Below are 24109 nucleotides of genomic sequence, written 5' to 3'. Positions count from 1 at the left end.
TAATAGATTATTTTAGCATTAAAAATGTTTCCCTTCTTTAAAAAATTAATAAAAAAACCAGCAGTAGTAGAAACTCAAGAAGATCTTATGAAAAAATTTCTTGTAGCCGGTCTTGGTAATATAGGCCCTAAGTATCAAAATACTCGTCATAACATTGGATTTAAAGTACTGGATGCATTAGCTAAAGAAGAATCATTATCTTTTGAAACTAACAAATTAGGTGATCTGACTACGTATAAATATAAAGGAAGAACAATCTTACTATTAAAACCAAACACCTATATGAACTTAAGTGGTAAAGCTGTTAGATACTGGATGGAAAAAGAAAAAATACCGATAGAAAACCTATTGGTCGTTACTGATGACCTTAATCTCGATTTTGGTACTATTCGATTAAAAGCCAAAGGAAGTGCTGGAGGACATAATGGGCTTAAAGACATAGAAGCACAATTAAACACCTCTAAGTATGCACGATTCAGATTTGGTGTGGGGGCAGCATTTAGCAAAGGAAGACAGGTAGATTATGTTCTCGGTGATTGGAATAATGATGAAGAAAAAGCAATGCCAGAACGTATTGACGCCTCTATAGCACTTATTAAATCTTTTGCAACGGCTGGTTTAGCAAATACTATGAATACCTTTAACGGAAAATAAGTAGTAGATATCATAACATTTCATTAATTTTATCTTTAGCAAAATTTGGCTCTTAAGAACATAGAATAATTATAAGAAATATGATAAATAATAGTGTCTTTATAAAATCAAATGCTTGTTAAAAATTAATGCTATCAATCAAATCAATACCTATTATAATGTATACGCACGTATTTCATCTGATCAATAATTATAATATAAAAATGAACAGATGAAACGTTATACAGACGCCGCAACATACGATAACGAAATTCCATCTGTAGTAACTATTGGCACCTTTGATGGAGTTCATATCGGTCATAGAAAGATAATTGAACGTTTAATTGAAGCTGCCAAACGCAATGGTCTGGAATCCGTTATTCTTACTTTTTTTCCTCATCCCAGGATGGTTTTACAAAAAGACACTAATATAAAGCTGATCCATACTATTGATGAAAGAATACAGGTATTAGAACAAACTGGATTAGATAGTTTAATCATACATCCCTTTACAAAAGAATTCTCACGTCTTAGTGCTGGAGAATATGTAGAACAAATGCTAATAGAAAAATTAAATGTTCGGCATGTTATTATAGGATATGATCATCGTTTTGGAAGAAATCGTAATTCTAATATAACGGATCTTGCCTCTTTCGGAATGCATAATAATTTTACTGTAGAAGAGATCTCAAAACAAGATATAGACGATGTAGCCGTTAGTTCTACAAAAATACGTGAAGCATTGATGGAGGGTGATATTGAAAAAGCTAATAAATTTTTGGGATATAAGTTTATGCTCACAGGTAAGATTACAAAGGGAAAAGAATTAGGACGTAAATTAGGGTACCCTACTGCTAATCTATGGATCAAAGAGGACTATAAACTTATCCCTAAAAAAGGAGTTTATATCGTACAGTCTAAAATTGATAATAAAATCTATTTTGGGATGATGAATATCGGAATGAACCCTACAGTAAATGGCAAACATCAAACAATAGAAACTCATTTTTTTGATGCTTCCTTCAATCTCTACGAGAAAAAAATTCAGATAGAAATGCTGAAACGTATTCGTAATGAGAAAAAATTTAACTCTATTGATGAGCTAAAGGCAGCCATGCAAGAAGATGAAGATTTTTCCCGGGATTATATAAACTCTACAGTATGATTAATCGCTGGTTGTTTACTCATATAGACAACAGTTCATTAGTTGTTTTTCGTGTACTTTTTGGTTTTTTAATCGCTGCAGAATCCTTTGGAGCAATAGCAACCGGATGGATAAGACGTACCTTAATAGAACCTCAATTTACTTTTAATTTTATTGGACTCGATTTTTTGCAACCACTACCCGGTTCTGGAATGTACTATTATTTTGCTACTATGGGAATATTAGGACTTCTCATTATGATTGGTTACAAATACACATGGAGTATTATTGGCTATACGATCTTATGGGCTGGTGTTTATTTTATGCAAAAAGCTTCTTATAATAACCATTACTATTTGCTTCTATTACTATGTATGATGATGAGCATCTTACCAGCAGCTAACTACTTCTCTATTGATACAAAACTAAATCCAGGGCTAAAAAAAGTATCTATGCCAAGATGGTGTTTATTGATTGTTATCGCCCAGCTATGGATTGTTTATACATATGCATCTGTTGCTAAATTTTATCCGGATTGGCTGGACTATACGGTACCAAAAAATCTAATGATATCAAGAGCAAATTACCCGGTGATTGGTGAAATTCTTCAAAAACACTGGACTCACGTGAGTATTACTTATTTCGGAATTCTATTTGATTTATTAGTTATTCCATTGCTATTATGGAAGAGAACCCGATTATTAATATTCTTTATTGGTATCTTTTTTCATCTTTTCAATTCTATAGTATTCCAAATTGGGATTTTTCCTTACTTATCCCTTGCGTTTTGTGTGTTTTTCTTTTCTAAAGAAAAAGTTCATCGGTTATTCATGAAAAAGAAGGAGTTTTATACCGACAATGAAATTATCATACCCTCTTACAAAAATTTATTAATACCCATATTATCTATATGGTTTATCATTCAGATAGTTTTACCAATACGTCATTGGATGATTCCTGGAGATGTTTTATGGACAGAAGAAGGACATAGGCTTAGTTGGCGTATGATGCTTCGTGGAAGATCAGGAACAACTCATTTTTATGTAGTTGATAAAAATGATCCTGAAGCTAAAAGAGTACGTATCCGCAAAAAAGAATATCTTTCTAAAAAACAAATAAGACTTGCCTCCACTAAGCCAGATGCTATTTGGCAATTTGCACAACGACTGAAAAAAGTCTACCGCGACAAAGGAAAAGATATTGCTGTTTTTGTAGATAGTAAAGTTTCTGTTAATCGAAAAAAACGCAAAACTTTTATAGACGCTACTACCGATCTTGCTAATGTACCCTGGAACTATTTTACTACAAATCCCTGGATAATTAAATATGATGAGAAATAAAAACAATCTTCTCTTTTCTCTGATAAATTATATCCAACAAAAACATATTTATGGTTTGAAAATAGTTTTATTAGCTATTCTGTTCTTACCATTATGTAGTAATAGCCAGCAGGAAAAGTATACTTCATTTGGAGAGGCCCCTAATCCCATAGAAAAAAGATTATATACATCTTTAAAAAATACTACAGATCCAATTCAAAAAATAAAAATTATAGATTCCATTGCCTATTTCCATATACAAAACGGAAATTCTGATTCAATTATTCATTATGGCAATTATCTAAGAAAAACGGTTATTAAACACCAAAAAGAAATTCTTGACAGTGATCAGTATATTTCAAAATCATATCATATTCTGGGAAAGGGAAAACTAAAAAGAGGGCTATTAGACGATGCAATGGCATCTCATATCAAAGGCATATCTATTTCTCCTGTATCAACTATGAATCAATTGTTTTACACCCATCAATTGGATCTTGCTATTGTATACATGTATAAAAGAGAGTATGATCAAGCGTTACCTATAATACAAAACTGTATAAAGAATGCAAAAGATAAAAACATACAACTTCTGGCAAAAAAAACGTTAGCAGATTTCTATTCTTACAAAAAGGAATTTACCAAAGCCCAACCCATCTATCTTGATTTACTGCTTAAATTTAACCCAAAGGAGCATCAAAAACTTATACTAGAAACAGAACTTAATCTTGGTATTATAGATCGAATTAATGACAATTCAATCAAGGCAATGAATCGTTTTAGTAAAATTAAAGAAGAAGCATTGAATAATCATTTTTATGACCTTTATATAGACACTGTCCTGCAAATGGGAATTGTATATTATAAAATAAAAGATTACGATTCCGCAGAAATGATTTTCTCTACTGCATATGTTAACTCATTATCATGGAACCGACTGGAGTTACAAAAAGATGTCATTGAAATGCTAACTAATCTTTATAATTCAAAAAAAGATTACAAAAATGCGTATCATCTAATGACGCAATACAAAAACGTTTCTAATAAAATCCTGGAGAATCAAAATAAAGAAGTTGTAAAAGAGATGGAGGTTAAGTACCAAACTCTCCAAAAAGAAAAAGAAATTAAGAGACAAAGAACTATCAAATATGCTTTTCTAATAGGATTCCTTATTACACTAATTCCAATTATTGCTTTGCTATTGGTATATTTTCAAAAACTAAAAACACAAATCAAGCTTAACCAATCTCAGGAAGAGGTGAATCAGCAAAAAGTGCATGGGTTAATGAAGGAACAAGAATTATATTTGATAAAAGCTACTATGAATGGACAAGATCACGAACGACAACGTCTTGCACGAGAATTACATGATAGTATTGGTGGAAATCTAGCAAGTATTAAATTACAACTTTCTAATACTGAATACGATAAAAATTCATCTCCAAAAATCATAAATCAAATAGATGAAACCTATCATCTGGTAAGAGATATATCACATAACCTGGCTTCTAAAAAATTTCGAAACAATGGTGTAGCTACTCTTATAAGAGAGTATATTACTAATATACAAAGTAGCACTGACCAGCAAATATCCTTCAACCCATATCCCGAAAAACAAATTAATAGTATCAATACGCCACTAAAAGAAGAACTATTTAAAATCATCCAAGAATTATTGACCAATTGTCTCAAACATGCAAAAGCAACACATATTGATATATACATGAATCACTATGAAACCTCTCTTCAGCTTCTTTTCGAAGATAACGGCGTTGGATTCGATGTAAAAAAAATATCAGATGGTATCGGATTTAAAAACATAAAAAAGCGACTGGATATGTTAGCGGGGAAATTGTTAATTGATACAGCTCCCAATCGAGGAACTGTAGTAAACATTGAGATCCCTTTAGACGAATCTTAAATAGATTCTAAAAAAGGGTTCAAAATATCTCGTTATTTTTCTATATACTACAAAAAGTCTTTTTATCAAAAAACAGATCATTGTTATGTATTTTTTAAAATGGACTAATATTAAAAAATATGTTTTCTTTACATTTGCTTTTTTGTAAGAATAAAAAAAGTTAGAATTTTTTTGAACCTCATAATATATAGATTAATCATATATATCCGGGATTAATCGTCTAAAACAATAATCATGTTAGTCGTACAGCAAATCATAGAAAACAAAGAAAAGTACATACAGGCATTAATTAAAAGAAATTTTGATGCTACTTCTATACTAGAAAAAATAATTAATTTAGATGAGGAAAGGCGCACTACACAATCCCAACTAGATACTATTAAAGCAGAAGCTAACAAGCTTAATAAAGAAATTGGTATTCTTTTCAAAAATGGAGAACAACAAAAAGCTGGTATCTTAAGAGAAAAAGCATCTCAGATTAAAGATAGCACCAATACTTTAGAAAACAGACTTCCTAAAGTTAAAGAAGAGCTTACAGAACTTCTGTATAGCATTCCTAATATTCCTCATGATTCTGTACCTAACGGACAAACAGATGAAGACAATGAAGAAGTCTTCAGAGAAGGTAGTATCCCTGTTTTAGAAGAAGGTTCTTTACCACATTGGGAGCTAGCAAAAAAATACAATATTATTGATTTTGAATTAGGAGTAAAAATTACGGGTGCTGGTTTCCCCGTTTATAAAGGAAAAGGTGCGAGACTACAGCGAGGGCTCATCAATTATTTTTTGGATAAAAATACAGCAGCGGGATATCAGGAATATCAGGTTCCCCATTTAGTAAATGAAGCTTCAGGTTTTGGCACTGGGCAATTACCAGATAAAGAAGGGCAAATGTATCACGATGCGGCAGATGATTTATACCTAATCCCTACAGCAGAAGTACCTGTCACTAATATCTTTAGAGATGAATTAGTTACAGAAAAAGCATTACCTATTTGCTGTACAGCGTATACACCTTGCTTTAGAAGAGAAGCAGGTTCTTATGGAGCCCATGTACGTGGTCTTAATCGTTTACATCAATTTGATAAAGTAGAAATTGTCCGTGTAGAAAAGCCAGAAAATTCATATCAAGCCCTGGACGGTATGGTAAATCATGTAAAAGAAATTCTTAATGAATTAAAGTTACCTTATCGAATCCTAAGACTATGTGGAGGTGATATTGGATTTACATCTGCTTTAACCTATGATTTTGAAGTATTTTCTACAGCTCAAGACCGCTGGTTAGAGATCAGTTCTGTTTCTAATTTTGAATCATATCAGGCAAATCGTTTAAAACTTAGATATAAAGATGTTAATGGTAAGAATCAACTGGCACATACACTTAATGGTAGTTCTTTAGCATTACCCAGAGTACTTGCCGGAATTTTAGAAAATTATCAGACTTCTAAAGGAATCAAAATTCCTGAGGTATTAATTCCTTACTGCGGGTTTGAATGGATTGATTAATCTAACGTTAATAATTTTATGGACAATATATCGCATTAAAATACAAAGACAGTGTCAATTATGTTTTCATGCTTCCCTACGAAATATTAGACTCGGGAAACAGTATATTACTAAAACTTTACATTCCTGAAGCCTTGTTACTTAGTCACTTTGTGACTATATTTACAAAAATCCCTAGTATGCGTTTGATCCTTTTATATATAATTTTATGTTTTGCGTTACCTGTCTTTAGTCAATCAGAGCAGTTGGCAAAAAACTATATGCAACAAGGTGAATATCAAAAAGCAGTATCAGTATATCAGAAACTATATAAAAGAAATCCGAATCGTAGTAATTACTTATTAGGATTAGTTGAAGCTCATCAACAATTAGAAGAATTTGATGCCGCGGAAAAAATCTTGATGGAGCGCATGGACAAAACTGCTAATAATGCAAAATTACTTGTAGAATTAGGTCATCATTATGAATTACAAGAAGACAACGCAAAAGCACAAACTTTTTATACAAAAGCTATCGAATCTTTTAATAAAAATGATGTAAATCATGCACACTCTCTTGCGCAAAATTTTGAAAAATATAACCTCCTGGATCAAGCCGCTCTAATTTATGAAAAGACAATGATCGCTAATCCTGGTGCCAGTTTCAATCAGCAATTAGCTAAAATCTATGGAGAACAAGGTAAGCTGGACAAAATGTTTGACAGTTATCTCTCGATATTACAAGTGCAGCCTAGCTATAAAAATATAGTACAGCGAAAATTCAGCCAATATGTGACAGAAGATCCTTTAAACGAAGCTAATATTATATTCAGAAAACTTCTGATTAAAAAATTACAACAAAATCCTGATATCATTTTTAATAAAATGCTAAGTTGGTTGTTTGTGCAACAGAAAGAATTCAAAAAGGCTTTTATACAAGAAAAAGCGGTATACAAACGTAATGATGATGAAGGACTAGATGGAATTATAGCACTCGCTCGTATTGCTATAGGAGCAAAAGATCTAAAATCTGCTACTCAGATTTTAGATTTTATACTACAAGCACCTGCCTCAAATGAACTTAAATTAACTGCTCATAAAATTATACTCAAAGCAAAAACAGACCTCAAGGACGACAAAGAATATAAAGAAATCGAAGAACAATACAATATCGTTTTTGACACATATGGAAAATCCAGTGAGACTATTGGATTACAAATTGATTATGCTCATTTCTTAGCATTCAATCAGGACCGGAAAAAAGAAGCTATTGATTTTCTTAAACGCTTATTGGATAAAGAAAAATTATCCCGATTTCAATCTTCACGTGCCAAAATGAAAATTGCCGACATCCTTGTATTAGACCAAAAATTTAATCAAGCACTTATTTATTATACTCAGGTTCAAAATGCATTAAAAAACAACTTTCTTGCTCAGGATGCCAGGTTTAAAGTGGCTAAAACCAGTTATTACAAAGGTGATTTTGATTGGGCGCAAACACAACTAGATGTTCTAAAATCCTCTACTTCTCAATTAATAGCAAATGATGCCATGGAGCTAAGCCTTATTATTAGTGATAACTCATTAGAGGACTCAACTCAAACTGCGCTTAAAATTTTTGCTCGTGCAGACTTGTTATCATTTCAGAATAAAACAGAAGAAGCAATTACAGCATATCAGGAAATTTTAACCAATCATAAAGGCGAGAAAATTGAAGATGAAGCTTTTCTTAGACAAGCTAAGTTATATGAGCAAGAAAAACAGTTCGAAAAAGCCAAAGTTAACTATCTTAAAATCATAGAATTCTATGGTGATGATATTCTTGTTGATGATGCCTATTACTATCTCGCAGAATTATATGTCAATGTTCTGGAAGAACCAGAAAAAGCTAAAGAATTATATGAAAAACTGATCTTCAATCATGCCGATAGCATCTTTTTTGTGGATGCCAGAAAAAAATACAGAACCTTACGTGGAGATGCGATCAATTGACACAAAAATCAAAGTCTCTAAATTCTATAAAAAATAATCCTTCTGGCGAATCTACAGCTTTTTTGACTCAAAATTATCTCTTTACTTAAACACTAAAAACTAGAAGTAAACTATGTACATTTATAATGTCACTATTAATATTGAAGAAACTATTCATACGGATTGGCTGGAATGGATGAAAAATACTCATATCCCTGAAATGCTGGCAACAAAAAAATTTAGCAAAGCATTAATGACCCGTGTACTTGTAGAAGAGGAAATGGGAGGCCTTACCTACTCTATTCAATATACCACGGATAGCAAAGAAACATTACAACAGTATTATGAACAAGATGCCAATCGTCTTCGTGGCGCTTCCCATCAATTTGTAGGAAAATTTGTAGCATTTAGAACAGAATTAGAAGTGGTGTCTGAACATCCATAAATTGAGTACTCGTTTTTAAAATAAACCGCAACGGTTAGAGAATTATTAAAAAATCAATTATACGATGCCATCCAAATACAAAAAAAATAAAAATAATACTCATCAGAATAAACGAGAAAAAACGGCTGTACAAGCTAAAAAACATCTTGGACAACATTTTCTGGCCGATGAAGATATTGCTAAAAAAATTGGAGACACCCTTACCCTTCAAAAATATAAAAACGTAGTAGAAATTGGTCCGGGAATGGGCGTATTAACTAAATATATACTGCAAAAAGAAGTATGTCTTATCGCAATGGATCTTGACAGTGAATCCATTGAATATTTAAACACTAATTTTCCATTGGAGCATCCAGAAATAAGAAAGGCTAAGACCACATTTAAAATTATTGAGGCTGATTTTCTAAAATATGATTTAGAATTATTATTTGGTGACGAACCTTTTGCTATAACAGGTAATTTTCCATACAATATATCTACGCAGATCGTTTTTAAGACATTAGAAAACAGAGATCAAATTCCAGAATTTACAGGTATGTTCCAAAAAGAAGTAGCACAACGTATTTGTGCAAAAGAAGGAAATAAAACCTATGGTATTTTATCTGTACTAGTACAAGCCTTTTATGATGCAGAATATCTTTTTACCGTACCTCCCACCGTTTTTAATCCTCCACCAAAAGTAGATAGCGGTGTATTAAGATTAATCCGAAAAAAAGAATACACACTACCTTGTAAAGAAAAACTTTTCTTTACTGTTGTAAAAACAGCCTTTGGCCAACGAAGGAAAACACTTCGAAATAGTTTGAAAACGTTATCATTTCCTGATGAGATCAGAGCTATGCCCATCTTTTCCAAGCGTCCTGAACAGTTAACTGTAGCTGAGTTTATAACATTAACATTATTAGCAGAAAAGCATAGTTTCTAAATACTATTCCCTAAAAAATGGCTGGTAATAAATCAGTTATAAAAAACACTTTGTATTTAATGTAAAGATAAAGCTCACTTAAATTCTTTAGTTATCTTTGTCGTCGACTATTTTATACCTTTCTACTAAAATGTTTGGTATCGTTTCCATAAATCTGATATATGCAATTTAAAATTTCCAGAGAACTCATAGCAGATATTGTGCAACTGATTGAACAAAAAAATGATGTTCAATTAGTTAAAATTTTGGGTGATATGCATTTTGCAGATATTGCAGAAATCTTTGAGGAATTACATATTGTTCAGGCAACGTATCTAGTAAAGTTATTGGATAGCGAAAAAACATCCGAAGCTCTTATGGAGTTAGAAGAAGATGTACGTGAACGTATTCTGGAAAATCTTTCTGTAAAAGAAATTGCAGAAGAACTAGAAGAATTGGATACTGATGATGCTGCAGATATTGTTTCAGAACTTTCAGACGATCGTGCAGAAAAAGTAATTGCACAGATTGAAGATGAAAAACTAGCGGACGATATTAAAGAACTTCTTACTTACGAAGAAGACGTTGCAGGTGGTCTTATGGCAAAAGAATTGGTGAAAGTGAAAGAAACCTGGACTGTAGCTGGTTGTGTGAGAGAAATGCGACAACAGGCAGAGAAGGTAACACGTGTACACTCTATCTATGTAGTAGACAATGAGGGAAGGCTTAAAGGCAGGTTATCACTCAAAGATTTATTAACAGCATCTACAAAAACACATATTAGTGAAATCTATATCGATAAAGTAGACTTTGTAAAAGTAGATACAGAAGGAGAAGAGGTTGCCAGAATTATGCAAAAATATGATCTTGAAGCAATACCTGTTGTCGATTTTCAAGGTGTTCTGGTTGGTCGTGTTACTATAGATGATATTGTAGACTTTATTAAAGAAGAAGCCGAAAAAGACTATCAAATGGCAGCTGGTATTTCTCAGGATGTAGAAGCTGATGATAATGTCTGGCAACTAACGAGAGCCAGGCTTCCGTGGTTAATCCTTGGACTTTTTGGCGGATTAGGAAGTGTTTTTATTATGGAAGGCTTTGAGGAGATAATGTCAAACCCTAAATTTAGAAGCTTATTTTTTTATACCCCATTAATTGCAGCAATGGCGGGAAACGTAGGTGTTCAATCCTCTGCAATTATCGTACAAGGATTAGCCAATAATGTAGTAAAAGGAAGCTTGCTAAACAGATTACTTAAAGAGGTAAGTTTAAGCCTTATTAATGGTACTGCCCTAGCATTTCTTATTATCCTCTTTGGTATGGTAATGAATTATGACATTGCATTTAGTATGACAATTGCCATTGCTTTAATGAGTGTTATTATTGTAGCTGCATTGATAGGAACGTTTGTACCAATTATTCTGGATAAAAGAGGTATTGATCCGGCGATTGCTACGGGACCCTTTATCACAACAAGTAATGATATATTTGGAATCTTTTTATTTTTCTTTATTGCAAAACTTATTTTAGGATTTTGATACGTATTAGGCATACCCTTAATCAAAACTATGTTATCTTAAAGTACTAAAAAACTTTTATGAAACCTACGATTTTTGAATATACTATTTCTGTTCCTGGCTCTGCTATTGACCATATGAAACATGTAAACAATGTAGTATATCTGCAATGGGTACAGGATATTGCTATCAAGCACTGGGAAGCAAAAACGACTGAGCGTATAAGAAAACAATATGTATGGGTGGCGTTGGATCACTTTATAGAATATAAAAATCCTGCTTTTGAAAACGATACCATCACCCTACAGACCTGGATCCATAATAACCGTGGAGCAAAAAGTGAACGCCACACGACCATCATTAATACAAAAACAAAAAAAGTATTAATAAATGCAAAAACTACTTGGTGCCTACTCCATAAAGAAACGTTAAGACCTACACGAATTACCGAAGAAATAAATATCTTGTCTACAAGTTGATAATCAGTTTTTTATGAAGGCAATCAATATCAAAGAAAAATTTTCAAAATTTGACAAACAATGGCATCCACATCGCATAGCTACCGTAGATGATAATGAAGTATATCTTGCTAAAATAAGTGGAGATTTTGTGTGGCATACCCATGAGAACGAAGACGAGCTTTTTCAGGTTATTAAAGGTACACTGTATATGCAATTCAGAGATAAAACAATAACTGTAAAAGAGGGAGAGCTTATTGTAGTTCCAAAAGGAGTAGAACACTGTCCTTCAACCAAAAATGGTGAAGAAGTACACCTTCTGTTATTTGAAAAATCCAGTACCAAACACACTGGAGAAGTAATTTCTGAAAGAACTGTATCAACTTATACCCAAATCTAAACACGCCTTTTTAAAAAGGGAGATATTATCATTTTTTATTAACGAATTAAAGAATGGTGTTCGTTAAGTGCTATAATTATATTTTAGATTTAATTTCATAACATAAAGATGTTAGACAGAAGAAAATTTATAAAAAATACAGGGCTTTTTTTAGGATATAGTATGCTTCCTTTCTCACCACTATATGCTACCTCTGATCAAAAACCATTAGGAGTCTGTCTCGTTGCTCTAGGAAGTTATAGTACTGGTGTATTAGCTCCTGCATTACAACTCACAAAACATTGCAAACTCACAGGAATTGTAACCGGAAGTCCTCATAAAATCCCTATCTGGCAAAAAAAATACGGTATTAAGGATAGCAACGTTTATTCCTATAATAATATGGATCAAATCGCTAACAATGCTGATATAGATGTTATATATATCGTGCTCCCTACCGGACTTCATGCTCAATATGCTATTAAAGCAGCAGAAACCGGAAAGCATGTTTGGTGTGAAAAACCAATGGCAAAAACTGCAGTAGAATGTCAATCTATCATTGATGCTTGTGCGAAGAATAAGGTAAAACTTTCTATTGGTTATCGCATGCAGCATGAACCGAATACTCAAACAGTAATTGGTTTCGCTACATCAAAACCATATGGACAAATCAAAACGGTAAGAGCAGAAATAGGATATAATGTATCTAATCCTGATCGTACCTGGCGATTAAACTCAGAGTTAGGTGGAGGCACGATGTATGATCTTGGTGTCTATGCTCTAAATGCTGCAAGATATACTACAGGTGAAGAACCTGTTTCAGTAATAGCCAAACAAATGACTACACGTCCTGAGATTTTTACTGAAACTGATGAGACAACGCATTTTACTTTAGAGTTTCCATCTGGAGCGGTTGCTCACGGTAAAACAAGTGTAGGAAAATCAATGCATGAGCTTTATGTTGATTGTGAGAATGGCTGGTATACATTAGCTCCTTTTTCAATGTATTCTGGAGTTACTGGTAAGACAAGCGATGATAAACTGCTAAATACTTATGTAGAAAATCAACAAGCCAGACAAATGGATGATGATGCGCTTGCAATTATTAATAATACGTCTGTTTTAGTTCCTGGTATAGAAGGAATGAAAGATATCAAAATTGTTGAAGCTATTTACCAAGCTGCAAAAAGTGGAAAAAAAATAAAACTAAAATAACATTCTTCCCAGTCGATAATCTTCAAAAAACACCAGACAAAGGTACGGGCCTGTTGTCTGGTATATTTATCATGTTAAAATTAAAAACCTATTTCTTTTATTTAATAGGAGTATCACTAATGTAATCTGTTGAAAAACCAGTCCATCCATATTTACTTTTTAAATATTGCGCTGGATTTTTACAAATCACTCCGTTTTCCCATCCCCAAGGTGAGCTTGCCTTATTACTACCATCTCCATTATCTCCCACTAATGCTGTTCCTGTAATAGTCAATGGATTATTTCGTTGTAGCCATAAAGAAGTTTCTAAAGGGATTAAATTATAATGTACTGTTTGAGGTAAATTATCTGACTCTTTATCAGGACTTACAGCAGTCTCCGAGTTGTAGTAATATTGAATGTAGCTTCCATCTTTATCTGAGGAACCTCTGTATGCTCTAATTCCATGCCCTTTTGCTTCAATAAACAATTTTGCAACAGTATTATTATTTAAGAGTAATTCACCTTGGGTATAATCATATACTTCTGTATGCCAAATTGTTTGAGCATCTATAACTCCTCCAAAACCTCCGCTTGGTTTTCTTGTTGCTGTAATTAATACTGCTTCCATATCATTTTCATGTGCATCCAGAGAACACAAAAACGGAATATCTGTCCAATCCCGAGGGTGATATACACTATATAAGACGAAGAAATGTGTCTCTGTATATGTTACATAATAATATACATAAGGGATCAGCTTACCAGAATCTCTTGCACCGGTCATATTTTCCCAGTTATTTTTTGTATTTCAGTCACCGTCATAGTCGACTTTAGTTATCCAATCTGCAGATCCACTTTTGGATTGATTACTGCACCAACCATCAGTGATATCAACATCCTGAAAAAAAATAGGTGCATACCTTACAGCAATTGCTTCATCACTATGTGAAATAGCTTTGGCTTGTTCTTCCACATTTTTAATATCAACAGAAAGATTATCTTCTAATAGATCATCTCCTTCCTGACAAGAAACAAACAATAAGCTGATACATAAAAAATATAATACAGTAGTAAAATAATTTGTGTGAATTTTCATAATTCTAGTTAGTTTTTAAATTACAAATTAGTTTTAAGTATCTGAAATATAAAGCTAAAAAATCATTGTATTGTTAAAAAAACGTATTGTATATATTATGTTATACTTCAAAAAAAAAGAATATAATTCCGATTAAAAATGAGAAAAACTAAATTTCAAAAAAGTTTTTAAGCCATTACATATTTAATTAGAAATAAGTAGAAATGATTTAGTAATCCAAAGTATAATAGTGGCTTTTTAAGCTTAAACACCCGTATAAACACTCTATTTTAAAAACATTAATTCAATAGTTTTAGATGTCTATATAATCAATTCTAAAATCTTAAACTTTGGCAACCACAGTTGACAAAAACCAAAATAAAGAGAAAGCCACAAAAATAATTCCCACTACATCCACATCTACCATAACCCATAGAATATCTAATGAAATTATTGATGAGTTGAGTTATAAAATCAATAATATGCTATTTATAATGGGATCATTATAAATACAGAGATAAACGCTCTTATCCAGAATAGCTCTGTAGATAATTTGATAAATACCCATAATCTATTATGCAAAAACATTGCTCCAGCCACTCCAAAATCTATTAAATGCATTAAAAATAAGAGAAGATAGAAAAGAACAGGGGCTGTTTAGTAAACTTCCAATCATTAGAAACTTAATTCTACTATCAGTATTATTTTTGATCACGTTTATTATTACCGATTTGTCACCTAATGTAAATAACGATTCTTTAGATAAAGGAATTATGAACAATAATGGACTATCTTTATTACTAAATTTAGGGTTTCTAACCGCAATATCAAGGTTTAGGAGTTCTATTCTATTTATTAAAAAATGCAAGTGCCTCCTTAAGAAACGGCACATTGTTTCCAGAAGATTTAATTTATTATGTAGCATTAATCATTCTGGGTATTATAGCTGGACTAATTTTTTCAGAAATTATTTCCTTTTACCAGAAAGATGCTGAGGCTATAAATTTATTTAACAAAGGGCTGTTAGCACTTATAGGTGATTTTTCTTCAGATGCTATTTGCAGCACCTTACATGGAATCATTGATAGAATCAAAGCAATTTTCACTCCTTCAAATTCATAAGTATGATAACAAAAGAAAAAATCATACGGGATGTTCATTAGTTAAATGCAGTAAAATACATTCTCTTTCTACGACCATATGACCAGAATATAGAATTAACACGCTCCTAAGAAAAGTACATTTTTTAGCGCACGTAACGTAACTCTTGAAAGAGGCGGTTTTATATACACCTCAGAAAACCTCAACTACTTCTCAAAAACACTATATGGAGTTTTTAGGAAATATTTCCCCACTATAGAAGTAGCAAATTCATATGCAAGGCAACCTGAAAAAATAACAGATAAAATCTAAGCCAATAGAATGGGGTCACGGCATAGAATCCAGCAAGTATGAATGAAAATTTGAAACAAGAGGGTCAACTCAACTAACAGAAAAATAAAATTATCGGTCTCTTTTTGTTACTACAGGTCAGGATTTTGTAGAACTTCCTGAAAAAGTAGCTGAAGCTCAATGTGCATTAACATCTACCTGCTGGTATTGGCAAAAAAGAAACATCGATCAATATGATGATGCCGATGTTATATACGATTACTAAACGAATCGGTGGCAGGTATTATAGAATTCAAAATCTGTAACATTTTTTGAGATGAATTTAAAAAATTATATCGATTATAATTACTTGGGCTCAACTCTTTAATTAATTACTTTTGAAATATTAAAGTTATAAAATGAAAATACTTCATATAGACAAGAATCACCCATTATTAATTACACAACTTACTAGCGCAGGTTTTGATAATACGGAAGCTTATACTGCTACTAAAGAAGAAGTAGTATCTTACATTAACAAGTATCAAGGTATCATTATCAGAAGTCGATTTAATATAGACAAAACATTTCTGGATGCAGCTACAAATCTAAAATTTATAGGTCGCGTAGGAGCAGGATTGGAAAGCATAGATACTGCGTATGCAGCTAAAAAAGGGATTAAACTCTTTTCAGCTCCAGAAGGAAATCGCAACGCTGTAGGAGAACACGCATTAGGAATGATTTTATCTTTATTTAATAAACTCAATCTGGCAGATCGTCACGTAAAACACGGTACTTGGTTACGTGAAGAGCATAGAGGTATAGAACTTGATCTCAAAACTGTTGGAATTATTGGATATGGAAATATGGGAAAAGCATTTGCACGTAAGTTAAGAGGTTTTGATGTAGAGGTCATCTGTTATGATATTAAAGAGAATGTAGAAAATAATGATGCTACTCAGGTAACATTAGACGAACTTTTTAAAAAATCTGATGTTGTAAGCTTGCATACTCCCTGGACGCCACTAACAGATGGTATGGTCAATGAAGAATTTATTAATAAATTTGAAAAACCTTTTTGGTTGATTAATACGGCCAGAGGTAAAAGTGTGGTAACAAAAGATCTAATTAAAGCGCTAAAATCAGGCAAAATAGCAGGTGCAGGCTTAGACGTTTTAGAATATGAAAAATCTTCTTTTGAGCAATTATTTACTTCTAAAAAAGTCAACAAAACAGATATCCCAGAACCATTACAACAATTAGTATTAATGGATAATGTATTACTGAGTCCTCACGTAGCCGGATGGACCATCGAATCTAAAGAGAAATTAGCGCAAACTATTGTAGATAAAATAAAAGCTGAATTTTGTTAGAAAAAATACATACAGAATTAATTTTTAGATATTCAAAAAACCCGTCTGAAGCTAATGTATTATGGAAAGAAATTTTAGAGAATCATACTAAAAAAAATCGCTTTTACCATACAATTACTCACCTAGAGAATATCTATAAACATTTAGTTCCTATAAAATCCAGAATTAAAGACTGGGACATGATATTATTTGCTATATTTTATCACGACTTCGTTTATAATATTTTAAAAAAAAACAATGAAGAGAAAAGTGCAGATAAAGCAGCACATATACTACAATCCTTAGATATCGAAAATAAAAGGGTAAGCTTGTGTAGACAAATGATAATAGCTACAAAAGGACATCAACTCTCAGAGAATGATGATATTAATTATTTTACAGATGCAGATCTCGGTATTTTAGGAGAAAAATGGGAGAATTATGAAATTTATATCAAAGCGGTAAGAAAAGAATACAGCTACTACCCGGATTTTTTATACAATCCTGGACGAATTAAAGTACTCAATCATTTTTTAAAGATGCCTAGAATTTTTAAAACGGATCATTTTTATAATACTTTAGAAGGGAAGGCTAAACAAAACCTCTGCATAGAAATTAAGATGCTTTCGGGTAGCGTTTAGTTTTTCTTACATTTATAGAGTGAAAAAAAACATTCTCATTTTTGGAACTATAATAGGAGCCTTACTTATTCTTTTCAGATTAAGTAGATACAGCCTTATTTCAGCAAACACTTATATGGAACATATAATCGCAGGCATTGCTATTATTTTTTTCATAATCGGAGTTTTTATTCATAAAGAAGTTCTCTATTATAAAGAATCAAAAACCAAAACTATAGATCATAAAAAAATTGAATTATTAGGTTTAACCAAGAGAGAATATCAGGTTCTTTCTGAAATTGCTTTGGGTCTGTCGAACAAAGAGATCGCAGACAAGCTTTTTGTTTCAGAAAGTACAATAAAAACCCATGTATCTAATCTATTATTAAAACTGAACGCTAAACGTCGCACACAAGCAATACAAATCGCAAAAGAATTACAAATCATTGATTTTTAGTAATTTCGGTCGTATTTTAATAGTGGTTTAGCTAAATTCTTTTATCAAAAACTAAATTTCATACTTTAGTATGAGAGGTTTTTTTAGACGTAAACCTACTTTTGATTAGACATAAAAAATAAAGTAGATGAAAAATATAATTTTTAAATATGGAAGCTTTGCTGCCATTACGATCTGTATATTATTTTTTCTCGGACTTCTGGGAGAAAACTTAAGCTATTCTATCAGAGAAGTTATTGGGTATAGTAGTATGATTGTATCTCTCCTTTTTATTTTCTTTGGAATAAAACAATATCGGGATAAAGAAAACAAAGGTATTCTTACCCTAAACAAAGCCTTATTGATAGGAATATTCATTAGCTTGATTGCAGCAACAGCATTTGGGATAATTGATATGATATATATAACATATATCAACCCTGATTTTATGACAGAATATTATACTCATGCGGTAGAACAAATGCGCTTATCTCTTTCAGAAACCGAATTTAAGGTTCAGCTTATGGAACTGGAAAAACAAAAGGAACTATTTATGAATCCATTTTTTAACTTTTTAGTCATGTTTGTAACAGTAATGATGATTGGATGCATCATTTCATTGATTTCAGGATTCATTTTACAACGTAAACCTACAACTTATAATTAATAACAGGCAATGCAATATAAAGCAACTACACCAGATGAATATATAAAACAGATTCCTAAAGAACGACAAGCTACTATACAGAAACTTCGTGATGTAATACAACACAATTTACCAAAAGGATTTTCTGAAAAAATAAGTTATGGAATGATTGCATATGTTGTCCCTCACTCCATTTATCCGGATGGTTATCATTGTAATCCCAAACTTCCATTACCATTTATAAGCATTGCTTCTCAGAAAAACTATATCGCAATATATCATTCTGGATTGTACGCACAAAAAGACTTATTCAATTGGTTTGTAGACGAATACCCTAAACATGTAAAGACGAAATTAGATATCGGTAAAAGTTGTATCCGATTTAAAAAACCAGATCAGATACCTTTTGGGCTAATTGGTGAATTATCGGCTAAAATGACTCCAAAAGAATGGGTTGATATTTATAAAAAAGTATTAAACAAAAAATAAAGAAGCCAGCTCAATGCTGGCTTAAATATTAAAATATATATTAAGATGTTATGAAATGGGATCAGCTTCTAATTTGGGATCTGACCCAAATTCGTTATCACCCTTATCCCCTTCTGTAACTGCTAGAATAAAATTATAAATTGGGATCAACATAAAATACCAGTCTTTGCCTACATCTTGGGCTCTTCGAACAGCAACAGCGATACCTGGTAATAGCGTTGCAAGTGAATAAATATTTGCAATAATTGCCAAAATTCCTGTTTCTAATACTACCGAAAGAATCATCAAACCATAAATAATGATCATCTGAAACAGAAAAAACATCCAATATTCTTTACGCCTCGCTCTACCATTGAAGTTTGCATAGTTTTTCAGCACCTTTAAATACCAATTCATATATAAAATTTTAGTTGTTAGAATTTCAAATATAGAAATAAAAATAAATTTTATCATTTTATTAAGAAATATTACGCTAAAGTGTTAACGTATCATATTGGTTTTAAAATTCTTTTTTTTGTAACTTCCACCACTAATCAATTATTTAAAACAATATTCAATGAGCGAAGAAAACAACAACCTAGGTGATGACTTAAAAAAAGGAGCAGATGATCTTTCTAAAGGTATAAATGAAGCTTTTAATACGAATCCTGGAGAGAACAAAAAAATGATTGCAGGTATTCTTGCGATTTTATTAGGATCTTTTGGGGTTCACAAGTTTTTATTAGGATATACTAAAGAAGGAATTATTCAGATTGTTATTACGTTTGTAACTTGTGGAGCTGCTGGTATCATCGGACTTATTGAAGGTATTATCTACCTTACTAAATCAGATGAAGAATTCTATGAAACATATCAGGTAGGTAGTAAACCTTGGTTTTAAGAGTTAAAAAAGTATAGGAAAAGCCGAAATTAATATCGGCTTTTTTATTCCAATTTATTATCGTAATATTGCGATATTAAGATATTTACATGGGAGTAACAAAAACACAAATCTTTGATCAACAACAAAATGAGTTAGCTCAGTTTTTTAAAATTCTGGGACATCCTGCACGGATTGCTATTTTACAATTTATCAGCACGCAGGATTCTTGTATTTGTAATGATCTTGTTGATGAAATTGGACTGGCACAAGCTACCATATCCCAACACCTTAAGGAATTAAAGAGAATTGGATTGATTCAAGGAGAAATTGAAGGAAAAAGTATGTGTTATTGTATTAATATTAACAGATGGAATGAATTACAGCAAACTTTAAATTCTTTTTTCAACACCACAAAACAAAATTGTTGTTAACTATCAAAAACCATAAGAAACAAAAAAAATGAAAACATCAGCCTTTATATCACTACTCACCGAACATCAGGGTAAATCCTTATTATTTGAATATGCACCAGGAATGCTGGTAGGTACTAATTATCACATTACAGAAGTAAAACATGTTACTATAGACTCAGTAGACTGCGGAGCAGGAACAGATGCATGGAAAGAAACTGTAATTCAACTCTGGGAAAGTCCTACTGAAGTAGGCAAAGCCAATTACCTGAGTGCTTATAAAGCCCTTAGTATTCTCAAGAAAGTTGGGCAAATGAGAATGTATGACATGGATGCGCTGGTAAAAATTGAATATGGCAACACCATGTTTCATACTACACAACTGCATATTACCGATTTTGACCTAAAGGAAGGACAATTGATTATAAAACTGAATATTCAACCTACAGATTGTAAAGCAAAAGAAACTTGTGGTATTCCAGAAACAAATACCACCGAATCAGCTTCTTGTGCACCGGGAAGCGGTTGTTGTTAAGATTAAAATGCTTAAAAATGTTAGTAGCACCCTTTTCTGAAATAAAAATACAGCCCTTTGATATATCCGATTGGTCCATAATCTCAGTGATCTATCAGGAAGGAATCGATACTAAAATGGCAACGTTTGAAACGAAAATACCAACTTGGGAACAATGGGATCTTGCACACGCTAAATCTTGTAGGCTAAAAGCTATCATGAACAATAAAATTGTTGGTTGGGCCGCTCTTTCTCCTATTTCTAAAAGGCAGGTATATAAAGGAGTTGGCGAAGTCAGTATTTATATTCTATCAAAATATAGAAATCAAGGCATAGGAAAATCACTTTTGTCAGCTCTTATTTCAGAAAGTGAAAAAGTAGGATTCTGGTCGTTACAAGCTAGTATTTTTAATACTAATAAAGCAAGCTTACAATTACATACCTCAATGGGGTTTAGAATTATCGGATATAAAGAAAAAATAGGAAAGCTAGATGATATATGGTATGATAACACCATTCTAGAAAAAAGAAGTAATTATTTTATATAACCACAAAACAACTAATTATGACAAACATTTTAGTGCTCTGCACTGGTAATTCCTGCAGAAGTCAAATGGCAGAAGGATATCTGAAATATTTTGCAAAAGATAGGGCAACTATCTATAGTGCAGGTGTAGAAACTCACGGAGTTAATCCAAAAGCCATTGCTATTATGAAAGAAGATGGTATTGATATCTCTAATCATACCTCTAATAATCTCGATGAATATCTAGGGTTAACTTTTGATTATATACTTACTGTATGTGATAACGCAAAAGAAAGATGTCCGATATTTCCTGGAAAAGCAGAACGCCTGCATTATAATTTTTTTGATCCCTCTAAGATAGACGGCACTGAAGAAGATACACATGCGGCTTTTCAAAAAACCAGAAATCAAATTAAAGAGTATTGTAAAGATTTTGTAGAAAAAAGCATTTCAAACACAGTCTCCTAGTTATAAGTAATAAAAATGAGCTCTAGGTTTAATAGTCTCATTTTCTGGGTGCATTTACCACTTAAGTTCTTTTAAGAACATTAACAATTCACTTTTAGACATGAAAGAAATACTTTAAAAACTGAGCTATTTATCTCCACTTTTAAAGTATTTCTTCTCTAATTCTTCCTGAAATTCTTCCATTACTGGTTTTACAGTACTTTCGGGTAGATCCGCAATTCGAATGTACATTAACCCATCCACTGCATTATTAAATAATGGATCTACATTAAAAGCAACAACTTTAGCATTCTGTTTAATATATTTTTTTATCAATACCGGAATACGCAAACTCCCGGGTTCCACCTCATCTATAATCTTATCAAATTTATTAAGATCACTCCTACTCTCATCAAAAACAAAATCTTTATCAGCATCTTTAAGCTTCACTTTAAATTCCTTTTTAGGTCTTACATACTGTGCTACATAGGGATCATAATAATGAGATTTCATAAACTCTATCATTAAAGATTTAGAAAATTTACTGAATTTATTACTGATACTAACGCCTCCTATTAGGTATTTATGTTCAGGAAAACGCAAGGTGCAATGGACTATTCCTTTCCAGAGTAAAAATAATGGCATAGGACGCTGCTGATATTCTTTGATAATAAAAGCTCTACCCATCTCTATGGATTCTCCCATCATTTTATATAATTCTGGTTCAAATCTAAATAAGTTTTGCAGATAAAATCCATTGATCCCATAGGCAGCGAAAATTTCTGACCCCATACCCATTCGGTAGGCTCCTGCAATCTTTTTTTCCTTATTATCCCATAAAAACATATGATAATAATGGGCATCAAAAGAATCTAAATCTATAGGATTATTTGTACCTTCTCCAATAGCTCTAAATGTAATCTCCCGTAACCTGCCTATTTCTCGAATAATCATGGGTACATCTTTTTTCTTTGCCAGAAAAACTTCATAATTTTTACTGGCAAGCAGCCTTTTATCCTGATCTCTACAATGTTGTAACTCTACTTCAATAATTTCTGCATTTCCCTGACCGGCAATTCGCTTAGGGGATTTCGGCAATTTCAGGTTTTGAGGTATGGATTCCCGCAACGTCTTCTTTTGATATGGATTTGCCAACATATATGTTTTCTTGCGTAAAAAACTTGTAAAATCTTCGAGATTGACATGTTCTTTCTGATCTTTTACAGAAATGGGGTGTCCTATCCTTATTTTAATAACCCGCTTATCTTGTGAAAAAACTTCACTCGGTAATTTTAAAGTACGTAAAACACCGTGTATAGATGCTAATTTATAAAATAACCGACTGTTTCGTGCATGAAAATAAATAGGCACCACCGGAACTTTGGCTTGTTTTATTAATCGTATTGCTCCTGGTTCCCATGGTTTATCTACGATATTTTTACCATCCTTATACGTCGAAACTTCTCCTGCTGGAAAAATACCTAAAGGTTTACCTTCTCTAAGGTGCAGCAGTGCGTCTTTAATTCCTTTAAAACTAGATTTTACTTCTTTTCTATCTTCAAATGGATTGACCTGCATAATATGGGGTCTCATCGGAACAAATCTATAGAGCAAAAAATTAACTATAACCTTAAAATCTGTTCTCTGTTTGAATAGTATTTTCAATAACAAAATACCATCTAATCCACCTAAGGGATGATTAGATATGGTAATAAACGGACCTTCCTTTGGTAATCTTTTAAGATCTTCTGGCGGGATTTCATAGGTAACACCGTACAATTTTAGTACCTCATCTACATAACTAGAACCATCCAGATGACTCATAGTATCGTATTGACGATTCATCTTAGTTAATCTGGTGATTTTTAATAGCACCCAACCCATAAAAGTGCCAAGGAAAGCAAATTTATCTAATTTAAGCCCTTTGGCTACTTCTCTAGAGGTCACTAATGGCATTAATTCATTTTTATGCTAACTACAAATATAGCA

General features: G+C 32.2%; 28 protein-coding genes. 24 read left to right on the top strand and 4 right to left on the bottom strand.

Translation table 11 applies throughout. The features are described from left to right. The first annotated feature begins 24 nt into the window (after positions 1 to 24). The 12 genes from pth (at position 25) to ABD816_RS04550 (ending at position 13390) form a co-directional block, all read left to right on the top strand. The gene (pth, locus tag ABD816_RS04605; protein ID WP_344925149.1) at positions 25 to 654 is read left to right on the top strand and encodes an aminoacyl-tRNA hydrolase; all 630 of its coding nucleotides are present in this window, start codon (positions 25 to 27) and stop codon (positions 652 to 654) included. Positions 655 to 865: 211 nt separating this feature from the next. Next, positions 866 to 1798 (top strand): bifunctional riboflavin kinase/FAD synthetase, encoded by a 933-nt coding sequence (locus ABD816_RS04600; protein ID WP_344925148.1) that lies wholly within the window; start codon positions 866 to 868, stop codon positions 1796 to 1798. Continuing rightward, complete coding sequence (locus ABD816_RS04595; RefSeq protein WP_344925146.1) at positions 1795 to 3117, top strand: HTTM domain-containing protein; 1323 nt, start codon at positions 1795 to 1797, stop codon at positions 3115 to 3117. The genes ABD816_RS04600 and ABD816_RS04595 overlap by 4 nt, the downstream gene beginning before the upstream one ends. Before the next feature lie 55 nt (positions 3118 to 3172). Then, positions 3173 to 5017 carry a tetratricopeptide repeat-containing sensor histidine kinase gene (locus ABD816_RS04590; RefSeq protein WP_344925144.1) on the top strand — a complete coding sequence of 615 codons (1845 nt, stop codon included), beginning with the start codon at positions 3173 to 3175 and terminating at the stop codon, positions 5015 to 5017. A 234-nt stretch (positions 5018 to 5251) separates the two neighbouring features. Then, positions 5252 to 6523: a serine--tRNA ligase gene (serS, locus tag ABD816_RS04585; RefSeq protein ID WP_344925143.1), complete on the top strand. Its 1272-nt coding sequence runs from the start codon at positions 5252 to 5254 to the stop codon at positions 6521 to 6523. Positions 6524 to 6702: 179 nt separating this feature from the next. Further along, complete coding sequence (locus tag ABD816_RS04580; protein ID WP_344925142.1) at positions 6703 to 8493, top strand: tetratricopeptide repeat protein; 1791 nt, start codon at positions 6703 to 6705, stop codon at positions 8491 to 8493. A 112-nt stretch (positions 8494 to 8605) separates the two neighbouring features. After that, positions 8606 to 8917 (top strand): DUF4286 family protein, encoded by a 312-nt coding sequence (locus ABD816_RS04575; RefSeq protein ID WP_344925141.1) that lies wholly within the window; start codon positions 8606 to 8608, stop codon positions 8915 to 8917. A gap of 64 nt (positions 8918 to 8981) precedes the next feature. Continuing rightward, positions 8982 to 9842 (top strand): 16S rRNA (adenine(1518)-N(6)/adenine(1519)-N(6))-dimethyltransferase RsmA, encoded by an 861-nt coding sequence (gene rsmA, locus ABD816_RS04570; RefSeq protein ID WP_344925140.1) that lies wholly within the window; start codon positions 8982 to 8984, stop codon positions 9840 to 9842. A 161-nt stretch (positions 9843 to 10003) separates the two neighbouring features. Beyond that, complete coding sequence (gene mgtE, locus ABD816_RS04565) at positions 10004 to 11359, top strand: magnesium transporter (protein WP_344925139.1); 1356 nt, start codon at positions 10004 to 10006, stop codon at positions 11357 to 11359. A 59-nt stretch (positions 11360 to 11418) separates the two neighbouring features. Next, entirely contained in the window at positions 11419 to 11817 is a 399-nt protein-coding gene (locus tag ABD816_RS04560; protein ID WP_344925138.1) for an acyl-CoA thioesterase, read from the top strand. Positions 11818 to 11830: 13 nt separating this feature from the next. Beyond that, positions 11831 to 12196: a cupin domain-containing protein gene (locus ABD816_RS04555; protein WP_344925137.1), complete on the top strand. Its 366-nt coding sequence runs from the start codon at positions 11831 to 11833 to the stop codon at positions 12194 to 12196. A 108-nt stretch (positions 12197 to 12304) separates the two neighbouring features. Next, positions 12305 to 13390, top strand: a complete 1086-nt coding sequence (locus tag ABD816_RS04550; protein ID WP_344925135.1) for a Gfo/Idh/MocA family protein — start codon at positions 12305 to 12307, stop codon at positions 13388 to 13390. 97 nt (positions 13391 to 13487) lie between these two features. Here the strand turns inward: ABD816_RS04550 and ABD816_RS04545 are convergent, their stop codons facing one another. Both ABD816_RS04545 and ABD816_RS04540 read right to left on the bottom strand, forming a co-directional pair. Next, positions 13488 to 14156 carry a hypothetical protein gene (locus tag ABD816_RS04545; protein WP_344925133.1) on the bottom strand — a complete coding sequence of 223 codons (669 nt, stop codon included), beginning with the start codon at positions 14154 to 14156 and terminating at the stop codon, positions 13488 to 13490. A 24-nt stretch (positions 14157 to 14180) separates the two neighbouring features. Further along, positions 14181 to 14468, bottom strand: coding sequence for a hypothetical protein (locus ABD816_RS04540; RefSeq protein WP_344925131.1), 288 nt, complete (start codon positions 14466 to 14468; stop codon positions 14181 to 14183). Between the two features lie 329 nt (positions 14469 to 14797). Here ABD816_RS04540 and ABD816_RS04535 point away from each other — a divergent pair, with 329 nt between their 5' ends. The 7 genes from ABD816_RS04535 to ABD816_RS04505 all read left to right on the top strand — a co-directional run bounded on the left by ABD816_RS04535 (position 14798) and on the right by ABD816_RS04505 (position 19361). Continuing rightward, the gene (locus ABD816_RS04535; RefSeq protein WP_344925130.1) at positions 14798 to 14956 is read left to right on the top strand and encodes a hypothetical protein; all 159 of its coding nucleotides are present in this window, start codon (positions 14798 to 14800) and stop codon (positions 14954 to 14956) included. A gap of 382 nt (positions 14957 to 15338) precedes the next feature. Continuing rightward, positions 15339 to 15569 (top strand): hypothetical protein, encoded by a 231-nt coding sequence (locus ABD816_RS04530; protein WP_344925129.1) that lies wholly within the window; start codon positions 15339 to 15341, stop codon positions 15567 to 15569. 668 nt (positions 15570 to 16237) lie between these two features. After that, a complete protein-coding gene (locus tag ABD816_RS04525) occupies positions 16238 to 17191 on the top strand; it encodes a 2-hydroxyacid dehydrogenase (protein WP_344925128.1) in 954 nt (317 codons plus the stop codon). Continuing rightward, the gene (locus ABD816_RS04520) at positions 17185 to 17811 is read left to right on the top strand and encodes an HD domain-containing protein (RefSeq protein ID WP_344925126.1); all 627 of its coding nucleotides are present in this window, start codon (positions 17185 to 17187) and stop codon (positions 17809 to 17811) included. Before ABD816_RS04525 ends, ABD816_RS04520 begins: the two co-directional genes overlap by 7 nt. A gap of 19 nt (positions 17812 to 17830) precedes the next feature. After that, positions 17831 to 18247, top strand: coding sequence for a response regulator transcription factor (locus ABD816_RS04515; protein ID WP_344925125.1), 417 nt, complete (start codon positions 17831 to 17833; stop codon positions 18245 to 18247). Between the two features lie 127 nt (positions 18248 to 18374). Further along, positions 18375 to 18893 carry a DUF4199 domain-containing protein gene (locus ABD816_RS04510; RefSeq protein WP_344925123.1) on the top strand — a complete coding sequence of 173 codons (519 nt, stop codon included), beginning with the start codon at positions 18375 to 18377 and terminating at the stop codon, positions 18891 to 18893. A gap of 9 nt (positions 18894 to 18902) precedes the next feature. Next, positions 18903 to 19361, top strand: a complete 459-nt coding sequence (locus tag ABD816_RS04505) for a DUF1801 domain-containing protein (RefSeq protein WP_344925121.1) — start codon at positions 18903 to 18905, stop codon at positions 19359 to 19361. Positions 19362 to 19409: 48 nt separating this feature from the next. Here the strand turns inward: ABD816_RS04505 and ABD816_RS04500 are convergent, their stop codons facing one another. Further along, a complete protein-coding gene (locus ABD816_RS04500; protein WP_344925120.1) occupies positions 19410 to 19757 on the bottom strand; it encodes a DUF805 domain-containing protein in 348 nt (115 codons plus the stop codon). A 160-nt stretch (positions 19758 to 19917) separates the two neighbouring features. On the opposite strand from ABD816_RS04500, the gene ABD816_RS04495 reads away from it, so the two are divergent. From ABD816_RS04495 to ABD816_RS04475, 5 genes are all read left to right on the top strand, one after another. Further along, a complete protein-coding gene (locus ABD816_RS04495; protein ID WP_344925119.1) occupies positions 19918 to 20241 on the top strand; it encodes a TM2 domain-containing protein in 324 nt (107 codons plus the stop codon). A gap of 89 nt (positions 20242 to 20330) precedes the next feature. Beyond that, positions 20331 to 20654 carry an ArsR/SmtB family transcription factor gene (locus ABD816_RS04490; protein WP_344925116.1) on the top strand — a complete coding sequence of 108 codons (324 nt, stop codon included), beginning with the start codon at positions 20331 to 20333 and terminating at the stop codon, positions 20652 to 20654. A gap of 28 nt (positions 20655 to 20682) precedes the next feature. Next, positions 20683 to 21168 carry a DUF6428 family protein gene (locus ABD816_RS04485; RefSeq protein ID WP_344925115.1) on the top strand — a complete coding sequence of 162 codons (486 nt, stop codon included), beginning with the start codon at positions 20683 to 20685 and terminating at the stop codon, positions 21166 to 21168. A 17-nt stretch (positions 21169 to 21185) separates the two neighbouring features. Further along, entirely contained in the window at positions 21186 to 21695 is a 510-nt protein-coding gene (locus tag ABD816_RS04480) for a GNAT family N-acetyltransferase (protein WP_344925114.1), read from the top strand. Between the two features lie 17 nt (positions 21696 to 21712). Further along, complete coding sequence (locus tag ABD816_RS04475) at positions 21713 to 22141, top strand: arsenate reductase ArsC (RefSeq protein WP_344925112.1); 429 nt, start codon at positions 21713 to 21715, stop codon at positions 22139 to 22141. Between the two features lie 126 nt (positions 22142 to 22267). Here the strand turns inward: ABD816_RS04475 and ABD816_RS04470 are convergent, their stop codons facing one another. Continuing rightward, positions 22268 to 24076, bottom strand: a complete 1809-nt coding sequence (locus ABD816_RS04470; RefSeq protein ID WP_344925111.1) for a GNAT family N-acyltransferase — start codon at positions 24074 to 24076, stop codon at positions 22268 to 22270. Positions 24077 to 24109 lie beyond the last annotated feature (33 nt).

This window comes from Aquimarina addita, assembly GCF_039539305.1.
Taxonomy (GTDB): Bacteria; Bacteroidota; Bacteroidia; order Flavobacteriales; family Flavobacteriaceae; genus Aquimarina; species Aquimarina addita.
This window is presented reverse-complemented; position numbering and strand designations above follow the sequence as displayed.